An 18,914-nucleotide genomic window follows, 5' to 3' on the forward strand; every position below is an offset into this window, starting at 1 on the left:
CCGGGCTCCTCGTCCGTTTCGAGTACGGGCGAGGAGCTGCTAGTCTTTAGACGTCCTTGCGGGGCTGTAGCGCAGTCCGGTAGCGCACCTCGTTCGCATCGAGGGGGTCAGGGGTTCAAATCCCCTCAGCTCCACCGCGACACTGAGAGGCCATTTCCGATTTTCGGAAATGGCCTTTCTGTATTCCCGGTCGCATGACGTCCGGTGCTCCCTTCCGGGGCGGTGGCTGCCGAATCGGCGGTCACGGCGGGCGATATTCCGCCTACGGAGCAGAACCTTCACGGAATGGCGGCGCATTCACCCGGTGACCGGACTGCGGTACGGGGGGCGGGAGTGGCCGGAGTGGCGATCCGCTGGTGGCAGAGTGTCGCGAGACACGTCTGCCGCGCGTCGGCGCAGGTCAGTGGTGGGGTGCTGGTCTTGTAGTGGCAACCCGTCATATTCCATTAATGAGAATTTTGGTAAGTTGAAGCTGATATTCCAATATGGTGACAATCGCCATGATTGACCGGATTTGCCCCTTGTGTGCTCCGTGACTGGTAAGTCATCGTGTAGCGCGGGGATGGGCTCGCGTTACGAGCGAAAGGAGTAGTGTGCTCAAGAAGATCTGTGCCGTGACGGCCATCTCGGCCGCCGCGCTGCTGGGATCGGCGCTCCCGGCATCCGCGGAGGACTCCGGCTCCCTCACCACCTTCTCCCCGGGCTGGATCTGGTACCTGTCCGAGGAGATCACCCAGACGTCGACCACGGTCGTGGACTGGGTGCTGAGCGCCGCTGAGGAGAAGGCCGGCGACACCGTCCGCTAGTCGCCCGCCGGAACCTCGGCCATCACCCCGGCGCCCGGCCACCCCCCAAGTGACCGGGCGCCCCCGGGCCGTCTCCCCGAGATCTTCGAGCACCGCCCCGCCGGGTGGCCGCCGTCCCGCATGACGTTCCGGCGGCCAGGCCCGGCCCCTCACGGCGTCGTCCCCGCCGTCGTGGGCGGGAGCGGTGGAGGGAGCGGCAGCCGGCCGGTGTCCAGGGCATCGACCAGGGCTGCGGCGCCGCCGCGCGCGGCGGCGGTGAGGCCCAGCGTGGACGCCGCCACCTGGCAGCCTCCGCGGTCCGGCGCGATCACGTGCGCGTCGAGTTCGGCCGTGCAGGGCGGCAGCAGCCAGGGCGCCAGCGGGACGAAGTAGCCGCCCAAGAGCACCGCCCGCGGGTTCAGCAGGTTGACCACCGTCGCGACGCCACGGCCGAGCCAGCCGCCGGCGCGGCTCAGCGCGTGCAGGACGTCGGCGTCCCCGGCACGCGCCCGCTCGACGGTGGCGGCGACCGCGGTGGCCACCAGCGACCCCGTGACGGGGCCCGCCGGGACGAGGTCGGGGACCGTCCGCCGCACGATCGCCTGCACGCCGGCCAGGGCCTCCAGACACCCGTACCGCCCACAGCCGCACCGCGGCCGCCGCGCCAGCGGGATGTGCCCGATCTCCCCGCCGAACCCCCGGGAGCCGCGGAGCGGCCGGCCGTTCACCAGAACCCCGGCCCCGATGCCCACCTCGCCGGTGAGATACACCAGGTCGGGCGTGTGCGCGAGATGGCCGCTCCGGTACTCGGCGACCGCGCCGAGGTTGGCGTCGTTGTCCACCAGCAGCGGCAGTGCGCCCAGGCCGGCCGCGTCCAGCAGCGCCCGCAGCCGGTCCCGCAGCGGAAACCCGCTCCACCGCAGGTTGGGGGCGTCGGTCACCACACCGGCGGGGGAATCGACGAGCCCGGGGACCGCCACGCTGATGCCCAGGACGGTCCGACCGCTCAGCAGCGGGTCGGCGAGCGTCTCCCGTACCAGCGCGGCAAGGCGCTCGGTGGCGGGTTCAGCCCGAGCGGCTGCGGAGCGGGGATCGGGCCGAGCGGCTGCGGAGCGGGGATCGGGCCGAGCGGCTGCGGAGCGGGGTTCAGCCCGAGCGGCTGCAGAGCGGGAATCGTCCCGAGCGGCTGCGGAGCGGGAAGAGTCGCCGGCGGCCCCGGCGTCGAACGGAACCTGCCGGCTGAGCAGCTCCCGCTCCATCAGGTCCACGGCGACCACGGTCAGGTAGTCGACGTTCACCTCCAGCCCGACGGCCGCGATCCGCCGCCCGTCCAGCGCCAGCATGACCCCGGGGCGGCCGACCCGGCGCTCGGGAGCGGCACCGGTCTCGCGCACCAGGCCGTGCGCCATCAGGTCCGCCACCAGGCTGGACACGGTCGCCTTGGTCAGCCCGGTCACGGCCGCGACGTCCGCGCGGGAGCACGGGGCGTTCTCACGGACGGCGCGCAGCACCAGGCCGAGGTTGCTCTCGCGCACGGTCTGGAAATCGGCCGGTCCACCCGCCGCAGATCCGCCAAGCACGCTGTCGTCCGTCCCGTTCTCGCTCGTCCGGTGCCCGCCCGGGCGGGCCGGGCCGCCGCGTACCGGGCGGTGGACCCAGGGTAAGCCGCCGTGGCAGCGGGGTATTGACCAACTTTAGTTCAGACATCAAACTAATTGGGTGACCCAGGCCACGCACGGCCTGCGGCCCCCGTCCCGTGGAGGAGCAATGCCGCTCGCGGCAGAGGTGGACGTCGCCACCCCGGACACCTGGTTCCTGCGCGGCGGGGGCCGTTCCGCGCGTCCCGGCAGGCCGCCGGACCGGCGGACGGAGCCCGGCGCGCGGGTCCGCGAGGCCACCCCCGCGCCCGCCGGCTTCGGCGCCGTCGTGGCCCTTCCCGGGAAGGCCCACCGGCCGGAGCGGTGCGGGGCACCCGGAACCGGCGGGGCGGCCCGATCGGCCGCTCCCGAGAGCAGGAGGGAAGGCGTCCGTTGAGCAACTACCAGCCCGCGCCCGAGGACAAGTTCAGTTTCGGCCTGTGGACCGTCGGATGGCGGGGCGTCAACACGTTCGGCGAACCGGTGCGCCCGCCGCTCGACGGGGCCGACGCCGTGTACCGGCTCGCCGAACTGGGCGCCTACGGCGTCTCCTTCCACGACGACGACCTGATCCCGCCGGGCAGCGACGCCGCGACCCGCGACGCCGTCCTCGCCCGGTTCCGCCATGCTCTGGACGACACCGGGCTGGCCGTCCCCATGGTCACCACCAACCTGTTCGGCCACCCGGTGTTCCGGGACGGCGGGTTCACCTCCAACAGCCGGGACGTCCGGCGGCACGCGATCCGCAAGGTGATCCGCAACATCGACCTCGCGGCGGAGCTGGGCGCCCGCACCTACGTCTGCTGGGGCGGCCAGGACGGCGCCGAGAGCGAGGCCGCCAAGGACCACCGGGCTGCCCTCGACCGGCTGCGCGAGGCGTTCGACATTCTGTGCGGGTACGTGCGGGACCGCGGCTACGACCTGCGGTTCGCCATCGAGCCCAAGCCCAACGAGCCGCGCGGGGACATCCTGCTGCCCACGGTCGGGCACGCGCTCGCCTTCATCGCCGAGCTGGAGCACCCCGAGATGGTGGGCCTCAACCCCGAGGTGGGCCACGAGCAGATGGCCGGGCTGAACTTCGCGCACGGTGTGGCGCAGGCGCTGTGGCACGGCAAGCTCTTCCACATCGACCTCAACGGCCAGCGCGGCGTGAAGTACGACCAGGACCTGCGGTTCGGCGCCGGGGACGTCAAGGAGGCGTTCTTCCTGGTCGACCTGCTGGAGCGCGCCGGGTACGACGGGCCCCGGCACTTCGACTTCAAGCCGCCGCGCACCGAGGACATGGACGGCGTCTGGGCCTCCGCCGCCGCCTGCATGCGCAACTACCTGATCCTGAAGGAGAAGGCCGCGGCCTTCCGGGCCGACCCCGAAGTGGCCGACGCGCTCGCCGCCGCCCGGGTCGCCGAGCTGGCCGAGCCCACGCTGGGTGCCAAGGAGACGCTGGCCGACCTGATGGCCGAGGAGATCGACCTCGACGAGGTCGGGCGGCGCGGCTACCACTTCGAGCGCCTGGACCAGCTCGCGCTCGACCATCTGTTCGGCGTGCGGTGAGCCGCGGGCCGGTGGCGGGGGCGGGCCGTCTCGGTCCGGCCCCGCCACCGGCCGCCTTGGGGCCCGGGCGGGGCGCCGCCGTGGCCGGACCCGGTGAACCGGTCACCGTCCACCGAAACCGACGAACGTTCGTTTCTTTGTCATCCCTCTGTGCGCGCCTGATTACATTACGTGCACATCTGCCCGCAGAATGGTGCATCGTCTGTGACACGTGACAGTCGGGAGGGACCACTCCGTGTCCGAGTTCACCGCGGGCGCCGTGCTGCACGGTGCCAGTCGCCGCACATTCCTCAACCTCACCGGCGTCAGCGCCACCGCCTTCCTCCTCGGTCTGGGAACCAGTCCCACCCCGGTGCACGCCGCCGAATCGCTCCCCGCCGACCCGTTCACCCTCGGTGTCGCCTCCGGCGACCCCTCGCCTGACGGTGTGGTCCTGTGGACCCGCCTCGCCATGCGTCCCCTCGCGCCGGACGGCCGCGGCGGGATGCCGAAGAAGGACATCAAGGTGCGCTACGAGGTGGCCGAGGACGAGCGGTTCACCCGGATCGTGCGGCGCGGCTCGGCCGTCGCCACCCCCGAACTCGGCCACTCCGTCCACCCCGAGATCAGCGGCCTGCAGCCGTGGCGCGACTACTACTACCGGTTCCGGGTCGGCGGCTTCACCAGCCCCGTGGGCCGGACGAGAACCGCCCCGGCCCACGACTCCGGGGTGGGCCGGCTGCGCTTCGCCACGGCCTCCTGCCAGGCGTGGTACCACGGCTACTACACCGCCTACCGGCACATGGCGGCCGACGATCTCGACGTGCTCTTCTTCCTCGGCGACTACATCTACGAGTACGGCATCATCGCCGGCGACAACCTGGAGCGCCAGGCCGACCTCGGCGATGAGCACAGCGTGAAGGTCACCACCCTGGAGCAGTTCCGGCTCCGTTACTCCCTGACCAAGACCGACCCCGACCTGCAGGCCGCGCACGCCGCCGCCCCCTGGGTCGTCACCTGGGACGACCACGAGGTCGAGAACAACTACGCCAACGCGGAGTCGCAGTACGGCGTGCCCAAGCGCGAGTTCCTGGCCCGCCGGGCCGCCGCCTACCAGGTCTTCTACGAGAACCTGCCGCTGCGCTCCGTCCAGACGCCCAGCGGGCCTTCCGTCCGCATGTACCGGACCCTGCGGTACGGCAGACTCGCCGACGTCCACGTGCTCGATACCCGGCAGTACCGCGACGGCTATCCGGCCGGCCGGGTGATCGATGACGCTCCCGAACGCCGTGATCCGGCCCGCAGCATCCTCGGCCGCGGCCAGGAGCGGTGGCTGACCGGCGCCCTCCGCGGCTCCCGGGCCCGCTGGAACCTGCTGGCCAACCAGGTGGTGATGGCGCAGATCGACCGCGATCTGGGGTCCGGGCGGCTGTACAGCAACGACCAGTGGGACGGCTTCCCGGCCTGCCGGGACCGGGTGCTCTCAGCGGTCCGGCAGGCCAAGATCCGCAACTTCGTGGTGCTCACCGGCGACATCCACCGCAGCGTGGCCGCCGAGATCAAGGCCGACTTCGACGACCCGGACTCCCGGACCGTCGGGGTGGAGCTCGTGGGCAGTTCGATCAGCTCCGACCGCGACGGCTCGGCCAGCGACGACCTGGCGCCGATCTGGCTGCAGAACCCGCACGTGCGGCTGTACAACGCCCGGCGGGGCTACCTGCGCTGCGAGGCCACCCGCGAGAGCCTCACCGCCGACTTCCGGATCCTGCCGTACGTGACCCGGCCGGGAGCGGGCGTCGAGACGCTCGCCCGCTACACCATCCCCGCCGGCGAGATGGCGCTGCCGAGGCGGACACCGCAGGAGCAGCCGCTGGCCTGACGGCCCCGCCCGCGTCCGCCGGGCGGTCCGGCGGACGCGGCGCGACGGTGTGGCCAGCGGCACCCGGCCGCCCCGCCTTCCGCGCTTGACAGGGGGCGGTGCCGGGCTGGCGTGACCGCCAGATGTCCCTTTCGAGGCGGCCGAACGACGGTTCGCCGTCCCCGGAACGGGTCATGTTCCTGTGCGAGACAACGGCGGAGCGGGCGGACCGCCGTCCCACCGTCCCTCCGGCCCGGCCGCGGCACCGGCGAGCCGAGGGCCGCGCGGGCGGCGGCCGTCACACGCGGGAAGCGGGTGGTGCGGGGTGGACCGCGGACGTCCCGATGATCCGGGCGCGCCGGATTCGTGGCCGGATCCGGCCGCCGGCCTCTGGCGGCCCGGCGGGGCCGACTCCGACGACGCCGCCCCCACCGAGGTGTGGCCGCGGCACACCGCCGACAACTGGCCGAGGCAGGACGAAGCGACCACCCGCGTGGACGGTCCTTCGGGCCACCACGGCGGCCCCGGCGATCCGGCCCGGCCGCCGGAACCCGCGCATCCCCCACTGCGGCGGCTGACCCCGGCCCGGCTGAAGCCGATCGTCCAGGAGCGCCGCAACGGGTTCTGGGGTCTGGCCACCGGCACGGTGCTGTTCGTGATGGTGGCGGCGGGGTCGGCCGAGTACGTCTCCACCGCCGTGCGGTTCGCCGAACACGTGGTGTTCTGGGCGCTGGTCGGAGTGGCCGCGCTGGTTAGCGTCCACCGTGAGCACCGCTACGGGTGGGAGCCCAAACCTCGCTGGCCATGGGCGTTCGCGGCCGTGGCCGGCACGCTCACCGCCGAGGTGCTGGCGCTGACCGCGGGCTCGGCGGTGGTGATCGTCGGCTCCCTGATCACGCTCGCGCTGCTGCTCTTCCTCGTGCTGATGTTCGGATGAGGCTCATGGCACCCGTGCGATCGCCCCGGCACCCGGCCGGAGCGCGGGACCGGCGGGCTCAGGTGGCCTCGTCGTCGAAAGGCGGCCGACGGCCGTTCAGCTGCGCGGTGGCCCGCCGGGGCGCCGCCTCCTCCTCTTCCTCCCAGAAGTGTTTCTGCACGAATCGCTTGGGGTTCAGGTCCTGGACGTCGAAGTCCCGGAACTCCGGCCCCAGCCCCTCCTGGATGTCGTTCTTGGCGCTGTCGGCCATACGGCGCAGCTGCCGCAGCATGCGGCCGGCCTGCTGCGCGGCCTTGGGAAGCTGCTCCGGCCCGAAGATCAGGAGCGCGAGCAGCGCGAGGGTGATGATCTCCCACCCCCCGATGTTGAACATGCGCACTCCTCCAGGGGACTGGCTTGCCTGTCTGCGCCGATAGCAGGGTAGCCGGTATCCCGGCGGCGGGACACAGCGGCTCAGGGGGGATCGGCGGACCGCGCGGCGGGGCCGGTGGGGCCGGGGAATCCGGCGTCGGCCGGGACGCGGCGGCCGGTCGGCGGCGCGATTCCGGGCGGCACGGCACCGGTGTCTCCCGGCCCCAGAGCGAGCCTGCCCAGCAGCGCCACCGCGATGCCCAGCGCCCAGCCGCCCAGCGCCTCGCTCGCCCAGTGGTAGTCGAGCACCGTCATCATCACACCGACGGCGAGGACCGGAACCGCCGCGCCGGCCAGCGCCCACCGCAGCGCTCGCGGGTCGGGCCACCGGCCGTTGCGCCCGAACAGCAGCCAGGCGAGCAGCGGGTAGGTGAGGGCGGCGTTGGCGGTGTGACCGGAGGGGAAGGAGACGAAGCCGTCGTAGGGCGGTCCGCCCGGAGAGAGCACGGCGGCCAGCCAGGCGGCCACGTTCTCCAGGCCGGGGCTGACGGCGTCCAGGCCCACCACCGGCGGGGTGCGGCCGACGGCGACCTTCAGCAGGGTGCCCGCCACCGCCAGCGAGGCCAGGCCGGTGGCCGCGGCCAGCAGTGGCCGCCGGTCGCGCCGCCGCCAGCTCACCCAGGCGGCGAGACCCAGCAGCACCGGCGCGGTGAGCCAGCGCTGGCCGAGCCGGGCGACCGCCACGCAGAGCGCCAGCGGCGCCCCGGTGGGCTGACGGGCGTCCACGACCTCGTGCACCGGCCAGTCGAGCACGGTGAGCGGGCCGCCGGACACCACCTGCCAGGTGACGGCGGCGAGCGCGGCCGTGGCGACGGCCAGCCCCAGAACGTGCGGGCGCCACCAGCCGGCTGCGGACGTAGCGTTGCGGAACGTCACTGTCCGGGTCCCCCTTGGTCGGCCGAACCGTTCCAGCTTAAGGTCCCCGGCGGGTGGGCTCCGGGGCATCGGGGACACCCCCGGAGCGACCGCCGCGCCGCCCCCGCAGGCGCACACCGCTACGGAGGCACGGGACCGCGCAACGTTAGGGTGGCGAGGTTCGGATCCGGGCAGCGGAGCAGCCGGTACGGAGGGGAACTGTGGGAGAAGGCACGCCGCGCGAGCAGGTGCGGGCGATGGTCGAGGCGCGGTGGTTCCAGAACGCGGTCATCGCGGTGATCGTGCTCAACGGCGTCTCGCTCGGGATGGAGACCTATGAGGACGTGTTCGGCCGGTACGGGCACTACTTCGCGCTGGCCGACCGGGTGTTCGTGGCGCTCTTCGTCGTCGAGCTCCTCCTGCGGCTGTTCGCCTACCGCCTGGCGTTCTTCCGCGACCCGTGGAACTGGTTCGACCTGTTCGTGATCGGGATCGCGGTGATACCGGTCACCGGCGGCTTCTCGGTGCTGCGGCTGCTCCGGGTCCTGCGGCTGCTGCGGCTCATCAGCGTGATCCCGCAGATGCGGGAGATCGTCGGGGCGCTGTTCCGCTCGGTTCCGGGCCTGGGAACCGTCATCGGGCTGCTCTTCGTGATCATGTACACCTCGGCGGTGCTCGGCGAGAGCCTGTTCGAGGACATCTCACCGGACTACTTCGGTGACCTGGGCACCACCCTGTACACGCTGTTCATGCTGCTGACCACCGAGAACTGGCCGGACATCTCCGACTCGGTGATCGAGGAGGCGCCGTACGCGTGGGTGTTCTTCGTCGGGTTCATCGTGGTCAGCGCGTTCATCGTGCTCAACCTCATCATCGGCGTCATCGTCACCTCCATGGAGCAGGAGGTCAGCGCCGAGCGGTGGGAGGAGGACCAGGAGCTCGAACTGCGCCAGCACGAGGCGGTCATGCTGCGGCTGACCGCGCTGACGGACGAGGTGGCGCGGCTCGCCGCCGAGGTGAGACGGCTGTCGGGTAACGCGGGGGATAACGGGCCGGACGATGCCGCGCGGGCCACCACGGACCCGCCGGCGTCCGCCGGCCGCTGAGCCGCCGCGGACATCGGGCCCCGGACGCCACGGAAACGAAAAGCCCTCCGCCCGGACGCCGGGCGAAGGGCCGAGAAACGATACAGCGAACGTTAGACCGGGCGCACGTCGGACGCCTGCGGGCCCTTCGGTCCCTGCGTGATCTCGAACTCGACCGACTGGTTCTCTTCCAGGTTCCGGAAGCCGGTACCCGCGATCGCCGAGTAGTGAACGAACACGTCCGGGCCGCCGCCTTCAACAGCGATGAACCCGAAACCCTTCTCAGAGTTGAACCACTTCACGGTGCCCTGAGCCATCTGCTCTCCCTTTGGGGACTACAACGAGACCGCACCCTGCTGGTCTCGGGCTGCTGAGCGCCCATCCCCGGGAGTTTCCGCCCATCGAACCAGCGCCCACGTGAAGTTCCGCGAGGCGCCTGAGGCATCCATGGAAACTACAACCGCAACCGCTCCCCAAACTACCAGCCGGGTCACGGGGTTGCCGAGGGTTTCAGCCGAGGAAAATCGTGGAGGAAACGCCGACATTTCACGGCATTGCGCCCGGGTCTCCCGGGAGAGATCCCCGAGTTCCCCGGTGCCGTGCCGCGGCTACTCCGGTGTCGCGTTACCGAAGATCCAGGTGTCGAACCACATCCGGTCCGCCCACTGCTCGTACGGGATCACCTCGGCGCTCAGCACCGGGTACAGGTAGCCGAAGTTCGCCACCACGAGCAGCATCACCACGCCGTACAGCACGCCCCCGGCGATCCGGCGGCGCGGAGAGAAGAGCGGATCCGCGGGACCCGGTCCCATGGCCAGCCCGAGCGACAGCACCAGGGCCAGCACCAGGAACGGCAGCATCGGCAGCGCGTAGAAGACGAACATCGTGCGGTCGGGGAAGGCGAACCACGGCAGCCAGCCCGCCGCCACCCCGAGCAGCACGGCGCCGGCCCGCCAGTCGCGGTAGGTCACCCACCAGCCCAGCATCACCAGGCAGGCGACGATCGACAGCCACCACACGGCCGGCGACCCGATGCCCAGGATCGCGCTGGAGCAGTCGGCGGCGCCGCAGCCCGGGTCGTCGCCGTCGTAGTAGAACGCCACCGGCATCCGCATGATGATCCAGTCCCACGGACGCGACGCGTAGTCGTGCGCGGCCGACAGGCCCTCGTGGAACGCGAACATCTCAGCGTGGTAGTGGACCAGGCTGCGCAGCGGGTTCACCACGGCGAGCACCGGAGCCGGGAGTTCCGCCCACAATCCGGTGGTGTGCTCGGCCGCCCACTGCCGGCCCCAGCCGATCGGGCTGAGCAGCCAGCCCGTCCACGTGGCCAGGTAGGTCACCGCACCCACCCCGACGACCTGGAAGAACGCCGGGACCGCGTCGATGAGGAACCAGCGCCCGGCCACCCGGCGCTGGCCCACGCTGCGCCGCGCGCCGTAGTCCCAGGCCACCGTGAGCAGCCCGAACACCGCCACGTAGAGCAGCGCCGACCACTTCGTCCCGCACGCCAGGCCCAGGCACACACCGGCGGCCAGCCGCCACCACCGCACGCCCAGCCAGCCCACCGACGCCCGTCCGGAGTCGGCGAGGCCGGCCAGCCGGGCCCGGGTCCGGTCCCGGTCCAGCACCAGGCAGCCGAATCCGGCGAGGATCCAGAAGGTGAGGAAGATGTCCACCATGGCGATGCGGCTCATGGTGAAGTGCAGGCCGTCCAGCGCCATGATCAGGCCGGCGGAGCAGCCGAGCAGCGCCGAACGCGTCATCCGGGTCGCGATGCGCGCCAGCAGCAGCACGGACAGCGCGCCGACGAACGCGGCCGCCACCCGCCAGCCGGTCGGCGACATCGACTCCCCGAACGGCAGCAGCCCCCACAGGAGGTCGCCGAAGGCGATCATCCACTTGGCCACCGGCGGGTGCACGACGAAGTCGCCGGTGCCCGTCCAGATGTCGTGCACGCCCTGGGCCAGCATGGCGTCGGCGTTGTCGACCGTCTCGTGCTCCACACCGAACGTGCGCAGCGCGAACGCGTCCTTGGCGTAGTAGGTCTCGTCGAAGTAGATCTCGGCCGGCTCGCCCAGGCGGATGAACCGCAGGGCACCGGCGAAGACCGCCACGAGCAGCGCGCCCAGCCAGCCGATCCAGGCGGGACGGGGCATCGGCGGCGCCAGCCGCGCGCGCATGGTCGAGGCGGCGGCTGACTCCGGCGTGCGGCCGGGGGAAGGGGCTGTGGTGGACATCGCGGCCATACTAGATCGGGGAGTGTCGGCGGCGCGGACGCGCGCGGAGATCATCTCGGGGACCCGGGACCGCGCGCGGCGGTCGGAGCCCGGTGGGCGGTCCGTCCCCCGACGCGGAAGAACGGGTCTTCCGTTCCCGCCCCGGAGGCTGCCACCCACCGTAACGCGCCGAAAGGAGTGGAATGTGACACATGCCGCGACGGAGGGGCCGACGCCGGGGACGCTGACGCTGGCCGGGCTGCCCATCGGGCAGGCCGACGACGCACCGCCACGGCTGCGCGCGGCCCTGGAGGGCGCCGGGATCATCGCGGCGGAGGACACCCGGCGGCTGCGGCAGTTCGCCGCCCGCATCGGGGTCCGGCTCGGCGGGGAGGCGGGCGCACGGGTGGTCTCCTACTACGACGCCAACGAGCGGCGGCGCGCCACCGAGCTCGTCGCCGACCTGCTCGCCGGCCGTGACGTGCTCGTCGTCACCGACGCCGGCATGCCCGGGGTGTCCGACCCCGGATACCGGCTGGTCACCGCGTGCGTCGACGCCGGGGTACCGGTCACCGCGATCCCGGGGCCGTCCGCCGTCACCACGGCGCTGGTGCTCTCCGGGCTGCCCACCGACCGCTTCTGCTTCGAAGGGTTCCCGCCGCGCCGCGGGCTGGCCGCCCGGCTGACCGAACTCGCCGACGAGCGCCGCACCATGGTGTTCTTCGAATCCCCGCACCGGCTGGCCGCCACCCTGCGGGCGATGGCCGAGTCCTTCGGCGCCGACCGGCGGGCCGCGGTGTGCCGCGAACTCACCAAGACCTACGAGGAGGTGCGCCGGGCCCCGCTCGGCGACCTCGCCGAGTGGGCGCGGGGCGAGGTGCGCGGCGAGATCACCGTGGTCGTTGCGGGCCGGACCGCACCCGCGGCCACCGACCGCGACCCGGCCGCCCTCGCCGCGGCCGTCGCCGGGCGCGAGGCGTCCGGGGTCCCGCGCAAGCAGGCCATCCAGGAGGTGGCGAGGGAGACCGGCCTGCCCAAACGCGAGGTGTACGACGCCGTGCACCGCTAGCTCGTTGCCGGAGGCCGTGCGCGCTGTTCAGAGGCCGTCAGCGGCCGGCGACCGGTCGACCGGGCGCCGGTCGTGTCCTATCGCGGTGAGCGCGCGGACGCGCTGACACCCCCGGGCCCACGGTTCCTCGGTGCCGCGCGCTCGGTGGCGCTCCAGATCGAGCCGGTTCGTCCAGGCCCGGATCAACCGCCTCGATCCCCGGCCACGGCCAGGACGGGAGCGCTTTCGCCCCTGGTCCGGGCGCCCCGGTGAACCGGCCGGAGCGGGATATGGCCCAAGCCCGCGGCGGCTTTCTCCCCAGGGCGATGAACTCTTCGGTCAGCAGCGGTCCCGTGCCCGGCGGGGACCGGATGAGTGGCCGGTACCTCCAGGCGACCTAACGCCGACTCCGGACGCACGGAGGGGACGGGCGCCGCCCGTCCCCTCCAGTGGTTCAGCCGGTCCGGCCGTCAGACCACCGCGCCGTCGCTCTGCTCACGGGCGGTGCGCAGTTCCCTGCGCTGCTTGGTCTTCTTCTCCCGCACCACGTGCGGCGGCGGCGTCCGGTCGTACTTCTGCAGCCAGATCGCCAGCGGTGTGGCCACGAAGATCGTGGACAGCATGCCCGAGACCAGACCCACCAGCATCGCGATCGAGAAGTCCGTCAGCGACGAACCGCCGAAGATCGCGAGCGTGGCGAGGATGAAGAGGGCACCGATACCGGAGTTCACCGTCCGCGGCAGCGTGTGCAGGATCGCGTTGTTGGCGATCCGCCTGAACGGCGACTTCGGATCGTGGGCCCACTCGTCCCGGACCCGGTCGAAGACCACCACCGAGTCGTTCACCGAGAAGCCGATGACGCTCAGCAGGGCCGCCAGGAACACGCCGTCGATCGGCTTGCCCAGCCAGCAGAACAGGCCGATGACCAGGACCAGGTCGAACGCCAGGGCCAGCATCGTGGCCAGGCCGAACGACCAGCGGAACCGCCACGCGAGGTAGGCCATCTGCAGCACGAGCGCGGCCACCAGCGCGAAGAGCGCCTTGTTCCGCAGCTCGTTGCCCATGCTCGGGCCGATCAGCTCGTCGCTGACCCGGTCGACGTTCCCGGCCTCCTCGCCGAGCGCGTCCTGGATCTGCTGCGCCTCGGCATCGGAGATCTGGCCGGTGCGCACGGCGATGTCGCCGTCGCCCGACTCCTGCACCACGGCCTCGGGGAAGCCGGCGTCGGCGACGACCTCGCGGGCGTCGTTGACGCTGATCGGCTCGCTCACCGTGAAGTCCATCACCCGGCCGCCGGTGAACTCCACGCCGAAGTTGGGCTGCCGGATCACCATGCCGGCGACGGCCACCACCACGACGAGCCCGGTGATGCCGAGCCACAGCGCGCTGCGCTTCATCAGGTCCGGGTTGCGCTCGACCAGCCACGCGCGCACCTTGCTGATCCGCGAGATACCGCTGATGGCGGGGTGGTTGCGGACCACCTTGCGGCGGACCGCCCACTCCACGAACACCCGGGCGATGACCAGCGCCGAGATCATCGACGCGACGGTGCCCAGGCCCAGCGTCACGCCGAAGCCCTGCACGGTGCCCGTGGCGAGGAAGAACAGCAGCGCGGCCGCGATCAGCGTGGTGATGTTGGTGTCCAGCACCGCGCTCCACGCCCGCTCGGTGCCCGTGACGAACGCCTTGTGCAGGTTGGGGGGAATCGCCCGGCGGCGGCGCCGCGACAGCACCCCGGCCTCGGCCTGCGCGGTCTCGGCCTCGGTGGCGTCCACCATGCCGGCCGACTTGTTCGTCGCGTAGACCCGCTCCTGCCGTTGGTGTTCCTCACGGGCCCGTTCGAAGATCAGCACGTTGGCGTCGATCGCCATACCGATCGCGAGCACGAACCCGGCCAGGCCCGGCAACGTCAGGGTCGCCCCCAGCCCCACCAGCGCCGCGTAGGCGATCAGCGTGTAGCAGGCCAGCGCCAGCGACGCCAGGAAGCCGACGAGCCGGTACGTGACGCAGATGTACAGCGCGGTCAGCAGCAGGCCGACCCCGCCCGCGATGAAGCTGGCCTTGATGGCCTCGGCGCCCAGGGTCGGGCCCACCGTCTGGCGCTGGATCTCCTGCACCGGCAGCGGCAGCGAACCGCCCTCGATCAGCACCGCCAGGTCGTTGGCGCTCTCCTGGTCGAACTGCCCGGTGATGCTGGTGGAGCCGCCGGTGATGCCGACGTCGCACGCCACGTCGGTCTGCACCTCCGGCGAGGAGATGATCTGGTCGTCCAGCACGATGGCGATGCGGCGCTGCGGAGTGTTCGGGTCATTGCACGCGGCCTGACCGGTCAGCTCCTTCCACGCGTCGCGGCCCTCGCCCTGGAAGCTGACGTTGACCATCCAGTTGGTCTGGTACTGGTCCAGGCCGGCCTCGGCACTGGAGACCGCGTCGCCGTTGATCGCCGCCGGGCCGAGCTGAAGCTGCTGGCCCTGGTCGTCGGGCAGGGTCAGCGCGACGTCCTCGGGATCGGCCGCCTGGTCCGCGGGGGCGCCGGTGCCGCTCTGCCCGCCGAGCAGCTGCTGCAGCTCCTCCTCGGAGAGATCCCCGGCGCCACCGTCGGAGCCGTCGCCGCCCTGCTCATCGGACGACGAGGCGGGCGCGGCCGCGTGCGAGGACGGCGCATTGGCGTTGTCGGCCGGCGCGTCGGCGGCGCCGGTGCCCGGAGGCGCCTGCACGCCGGTGCCGCCGCTCGGGGCCACCCCGACGACCGGGTGGAAGGTCAGCTGGGCGGTCTGGCCGATGATCTCGGCGGCCTCGGTGGGGTCCTGCACACCGGGCAGCTCGACGATGATCCGGTTCTCACCGGAACGCGACATGGTCGCCTCGCTGACACCGAGGCGGTCGACACGCTGGCGGAGAACCTCGACGACCTGGTCGGTGTTCTCGGCGTTGGCCTCGGTGCCGTCCTCACCGTCCCGCGTCTCCAGGACGATCTGCGTGCCCCCACTGAGGTCGAGCCCCAGTTTGGGCGGTACGAACCACGCGGCGCCGAAGGCGGCGACCACGATGACCAGGGAGATGACGCCGCGCAACCAGCGGCCGCCTGCTCCCGCAGAACTGGACAATGGAAAAACCTCTCACGACTGGGTGGACGTCCGGCGCCTGCCGGAGGGAAAGCGGGTGCGCACGACGGTCCACGCCGGGCGTGGCTCAGGTGCGCGTCGTGGGAGGCGGGGCACGGCCCTGTGGGAGCCGGCCGGTGTCGTCAACGCCGGTCCGGGCGGCCGGTACCGGCGGCGGCACCCGCTCCCAGCGGCCCGTGCGGCCGGGAAGCCCCACCTGGCCGGGCAGGTAGCCGTCGGCCAGATCGCGGGCCACCGGGCGCTGGTCGCCGCCCCACTTGGCCAGCGCGAGCGACACCGAGGCCGAGTCCTGGGCCGGGCCGACGACGGCGTGCGGACCGAACCCGACCGTGACCGTCCGGTGCTCGGCGGGCGTGCCCGGGACCGGCGTGCTCTCCCCCCGCTCACCCGCGGCGGAAGGGCTCCGTTCACTCGCCACGGAGGCGGCGGCGTTCCGTTCACTCGCCACGGAGGCGATGACGCTCCGTTCACTCGCCACGGAGGCTCCCACACCGAACAGCACTGCGATCAGCAGCGTGGCCAGGGCACGGAACACCGCGGTGGGCACCTTCCTCCGGTTACTCCGGGCATGGGCGGGGTGACGACGGACTCTGGCCCCATACCCTATCCGCAGGTGTGCCGGGAACGGCCTGCGGCGTGCACACGGTGTGTTTCTGACCTCGGACGGCGGGCCGACCCCGCCTCGCACCGGCGATGTTCCGGCACGCCGGGGAGCACCCCGCGCCGGATGTAGCATTACAGGCATGCAGCGGGCACGCATGGCCATGATGGCGAGCCGGATGATGATGGTCTCCGGCCTCCCGCGCGTGCCCTGAACCCACCGCTTGAGGAGGCCCGGCCGGTGCCTCCGCGGATCGGGCGTCGGTGGGGCGGAAAGGTTGCCGATGAGTCGTTACTTCGTCATGACCGCCATTCCCTACGTGAACGGCAGGCCGCACGTCGGGCACGCGCTTGAACTGCTCCAGGTCGACGTGCTCGCCCGCCACCGGCGGCAGCGCGGCGACGAGGTACGCGCCCAGACCGGCACCGACGACAACGCGCTGAAGAACGTGCAGAGCGCCGAGGCCGAGGGCGTGAGCCCGACCGAGTACGTGGCACGGGTCGCCGAGCGGTTCCTCGGCCTGCAGCAGCCGCTGAACCTGCGGTTCGACGACTTCATCCGGACCAGCTCCGACCCCAGGCACCGGCCCGGAGTCGAGAAGCTGTGGGACGCCTGCGCCGCCAACGGCGACTTCTACCGCAAGAGCTACACCGGGCTGTACTGCTACGGCTGCGAGCAGTTCTACACCGAGGAGGAGCTGGCCGACGGCCTGTGCCCGGAGCACCTGGTCCGCCCGGACCTGGTGGAGGAGAACAACTGGTTCTTCCGGCTCAGCCGCTACCAGCAGCAGCTCATCGGCCTCATCTCCTCCGACGAACTGCTGATCGAGCCCGCCTCCCGCAAGCGCGAGGTGCTCTCCTTCGTCGAGTCGGGGCTGGAGGACTTCAGCGTCTCCCGCAGCATGAAGCGGGCACGCGGCTGGGGCATCCCGGTGCCCGGCGACCCCGAGCAGGTCATCTACGTCTGGTACGACGCGCTCGCCAACTACATCACCGCTCCCGGCTACGGCAGCGACGACTCCGGCTTCGCGCACTGGTGGACCGACGGCGACGAGATCGTGCACGTCATCGGCAAGGGCATCATCCGGTTCCACGCCGTCTACTGGCCGGCCATGCTGCTCTCGGCCGGGCTGCGGCTGCCGAGCACGATCTTCGTGCACGAGTACCTCACCGCCGACGGCCAGAAGATCAGCAAGTCGGCCGGCAACGCCAAGGACCCGGCGGAGATCGCCGAGCGGTTCGGGACCGACGCCCTGCGCTGGTGGATGCTGCGCGACGTCGCGCGCGCCGGTGACACCGACTACACCGACCAGCGCCTGGTCACCCGCAACAACGAGGACCTGGCCAACAACATCGGCAACCTCGTGAACCGCACCGTCTCCATGGTGAACAAGTACCGCGACGGCGCCATCCCGCCGCTGCCCGAGCGCAACGAGGCGGCCACCGGCCTCCGGGCGGCACGCGACGCGGCCGCCGGCCGGATCGACGAGGCCATGGCGGCGTTCGACTTCCGGCGGGCGGCCGAGGTCATCACCGACCTCGGCGACGCTGGCAACCGTTACGTCGAGGCGGCCGCGCCCTGGGCGCTGGCCAAGGCCGAGCGCAAGGAGGGCGCCGCCCCCGACGCGCTGGACGCCGTCCTGGCCGAACTCGTGCACACCTGCCGCCGGCTCGGCGAGCTGCTCACCCCGTTCCTGCCGGGCTCGGCCGCCGAGATCCTCGCGCAGACCGGGGAGGGCGGCGAGCGCGTCACCGCGCCGTCCCCCATCTTCCGGCGCCTGGAGCTGGCCGAGGACGAGTAGCACGGATCCGCCCGGGCCGGCCGCCGCACGGCCGGCCCGGGCCGGGTCCCCGGCACCGGCCGCACCGCCAGAGGACACCAGAGGAGAAGACACTCCGATGAGCAAGCGCAGCGGCGAGGCCGTTCGCAACCGCAACGCCCAGACGCCGCCGCCCGCGCCCGAACCGCTCCGCGTGGCGGTCCCGGACAGCCACACCCACATGGACATGCAGACCCCCGCCGTGCCCGAGATCATCGCGGCCGCGGCGGCCGTCGGCGTCACCCCGCTCATCCAGGTCGGCTGCGACCTGCCGTCCTCCCGCTGGGCCGCCGAGATCGCGGCCGAGCACCCGACGGTGTGGGCCGCCGTGGCGCTGCATCCCAACGAGGCGCCGCGCATCGTGCACGGCGACGGCGCGGCCGGTGTCGAGGCCGCCGACACCGACTGGTCCGGCGCGCACCGCCCGCCCGGCGGGCCGTCGGCGCTGGAGGCCGCGCTCGCCGAGATCGACCGGCTCGCCGCGCTGCCCCAGGTGCGCGCGGTCGGCGAGACCGGCCTGGACTACTTCCGCACCGGTCCCGAGGGCGTGGCCGCGCAGCAGGAGTCGTTCCGGCGGCACATCGACATCGCCCGGCGGCACGGCCGGGCGCTGATGATCCACGACCGCGACGCCCACGACGACGTGCTGCGGATCCTCCCGGAGGAGGGGCCGCCCGAGACCGTGGTGTTCCACTGCTTCTCCGGCGACGCCGACATGGCCAAGGTGTGCGCCGAACGCGGCTACTACATGAGCTTCGCCGGCAACGTGACCTTCGCCAGCGCCCAGCAGTTGCGCGACGCCGCCGCCGTGGCGCCGCCGGAACTCGTCCTGGTCGAGACCGACGCCCCGTTCCTCACCCCCAAGCCGTACCGGGGGCGGCCGAACGCGCCGTATCTCATCCCGTACACCCTCCGCGCTCTCGCCGAGACCAAGGGGATGGCCGAGGACGAGCTGGCCGCGGCGGTCGCGGCCAACGCGGCGCGCGTGTTCGGGCTGTAGCGCG

Annotated in this window: 15 protein-coding genes and 1 tRNA gene; 9 read left to right on the forward strand and 7 right to left on the reverse strand. The window is 72.3% G+C overall.

Features of this window, described 5'->3' with window-relative positions; translation table 11 throughout:
* Positions 1-60: 60 nt before the first annotated feature.
* Positions 61-134, forward strand: a tRNA-Ala gene (locus ACFQRF_RS02815).
* 480 nt (positions 135-614) lie between these two features.
* Positions 615-806 (forward strand): hypothetical protein, encoded by a 192-nt coding sequence (locus tag ACFQRF_RS02820; protein ID WP_379868522.1) that lies wholly within the window; start codon positions 615-617, stop codon positions 804-806.
* Positions 807-955: 149 nt separating this feature from the next.
* On the opposite strand, the gene ACFQRF_RS02825 is transcribed toward ACFQRF_RS02820, so the two are convergent.
* Positions 956-2,320, reverse strand: a complete 1,365-nt coding sequence (locus ACFQRF_RS02825; RefSeq protein WP_379868524.1) for an ROK family transcriptional regulator — start codon at positions 2,318-2,320, stop codon at positions 956-958.
* Between the two features lie 495 nt (positions 2,321-2,815).
* Between ACFQRF_RS02825 and xylA the strand changes: the two genes are divergently transcribed.
* The 3 genes from xylA to ACFQRF_RS02840 all read left to right on the forward strand — a co-directional run bounded on the left by xylA (position 2,816) and on the right by ACFQRF_RS02840 (position 6,747).
* The gene (gene xylA / locus ACFQRF_RS02830) at positions 2,816-3,973 is read left to right on the forward strand and encodes a xylose isomerase (protein WP_379868525.1); all 1,158 of its coding nucleotides are present in this window, start codon (positions 2,816-2,818) and stop codon (positions 3,971-3,973) included.
* 235 nt (positions 3,974-4,208) lie between these two features.
* Positions 4,209-5,831 (forward strand): alkaline phosphatase D family protein, encoded by a 1,623-nt coding sequence (locus tag ACFQRF_RS02835; RefSeq protein ID WP_379868527.1) that lies wholly within the window; start codon positions 4,209-4,211, stop codon positions 5,829-5,831.
* A 304-nt stretch (positions 5,832-6,135) separates the two neighbouring features.
* Positions 6,136-6,747, forward strand: coding sequence for a hypothetical protein (locus ACFQRF_RS02840; RefSeq protein WP_379868528.1), 612 nt, complete (start codon positions 6,136-6,138; stop codon positions 6,745-6,747).
* A 58-nt stretch (positions 6,748-6,805) separates the two neighbouring features.
* Here the strand turns inward: ACFQRF_RS02840 and ACFQRF_RS02845 are convergent, their stop codons facing one another.
* Complete coding sequence (locus tag ACFQRF_RS02845) at positions 6,806-7,120, reverse strand: sec-independent translocase (protein ID WP_379868530.1); 315 nt, start codon at positions 7,118-7,120, stop codon at positions 6,806-6,808.
* A gap of 80 nt (positions 7,121-7,200) precedes the next feature.
* Positions 7,201-8,034, reverse strand: coding sequence for a phosphatase PAP2 family protein (locus ACFQRF_RS02850; protein WP_379868531.1), 834 nt, complete (start codon positions 8,032-8,034; stop codon positions 7,201-7,203).
* A 200-nt stretch (positions 8,035-8,234) separates the two neighbouring features.
* On the opposite strand from ACFQRF_RS02850, the gene ACFQRF_RS02855 reads away from it, so the two are divergent.
* Positions 8,235-9,119, forward strand: coding sequence for an ion transporter (locus ACFQRF_RS02855; RefSeq protein WP_379868533.1), 885 nt, complete (start codon positions 8,235-8,237; stop codon positions 9,117-9,119).
* 92 nt (positions 9,120-9,211) lie between these two features.
* On the opposite strand, the gene ACFQRF_RS02860 is transcribed toward ACFQRF_RS02855, so the two are convergent.
* Positions 9,212-9,415 (reverse strand): cold-shock protein, encoded by a 204-nt coding sequence (locus ACFQRF_RS02860; protein WP_379868535.1) that lies wholly within the window; start codon positions 9,413-9,415, stop codon positions 9,212-9,214.
* Between the two features lie 291 nt (positions 9,416-9,706).
* Positions 9,707-11,338 (reverse strand): dolichyl-phosphate-mannose--protein mannosyltransferase, encoded by a 1,632-nt coding sequence (locus ACFQRF_RS02865; protein ID WP_379868536.1) that lies wholly within the window; start codon positions 11,336-11,338, stop codon positions 9,707-9,709.
* A gap of 184 nt (positions 11,339-11,522) precedes the next feature.
* Between ACFQRF_RS02865 and rsmI the strand changes: the two genes are divergently transcribed.
* Positions 11,523-12,386: a 16S rRNA (cytidine(1402)-2'-O)-methyltransferase gene (gene rsmI / locus ACFQRF_RS02870; RefSeq protein ID WP_379868538.1), complete on the forward strand. Its 864-nt coding sequence runs from the start codon at positions 11,523-11,525 to the stop codon at positions 12,384-12,386.
* Between the two features lie 449 nt (positions 12,387-12,835).
* Here the strand turns inward: rsmI and secD are convergent, their stop codons facing one another.
* On the reverse strand, positions 12,836-15,472 hold the full coding sequence (gene secD / locus ACFQRF_RS02875) for a protein translocase subunit SecD (protein WP_379868540.1): 2,637 nt from the start codon (positions 15,470-15,472) through the stop codon (positions 12,836-12,838).
* 85 nt (positions 15,473-15,557) lie between these two features.
* A complete protein-coding gene (locus ACFQRF_RS02880) occupies positions 15,558-16,037 on the reverse strand; it encodes a hypothetical protein (protein ID WP_379868542.1) in 480 nt (159 codons plus the stop codon).
* 337 nt (positions 16,038-16,374) lie between these two features.
* Between ACFQRF_RS02880 and ACFQRF_RS02885 the strand changes: the two genes are divergently transcribed.
* Positions 16,375-17,892 carry a methionine--tRNA ligase gene (locus ACFQRF_RS02885; RefSeq protein WP_379868544.1) on the forward strand — a complete coding sequence of 506 codons (1,518 nt, stop codon included), beginning with the start codon at positions 16,375-16,377 and terminating at the stop codon, positions 17,890-17,892.
* Between the two features lie 97 nt (positions 17,893-17,989).
* The gene (locus ACFQRF_RS02890; RefSeq protein WP_379868546.1) at positions 17,990-18,910 is read left to right on the forward strand and encodes a TatD family hydrolase; all 921 of its coding nucleotides are present in this window, start codon (positions 17,990-17,992) and stop codon (positions 18,908-18,910) included.
* The last annotated feature ends 4 nt before the right edge of the window (positions 18,911-18,914 follow it).

The sequence above is a fragment of the Marinactinospora rubrisoli genome, from assembly GCF_042664915.1.
Taxonomy (GTDB): domain Bacteria; phylum Actinomycetota; class Actinomycetes; order Streptosporangiales; family Streptosporangiaceae; genus Marinitenerispora; species Marinitenerispora rubrisoli.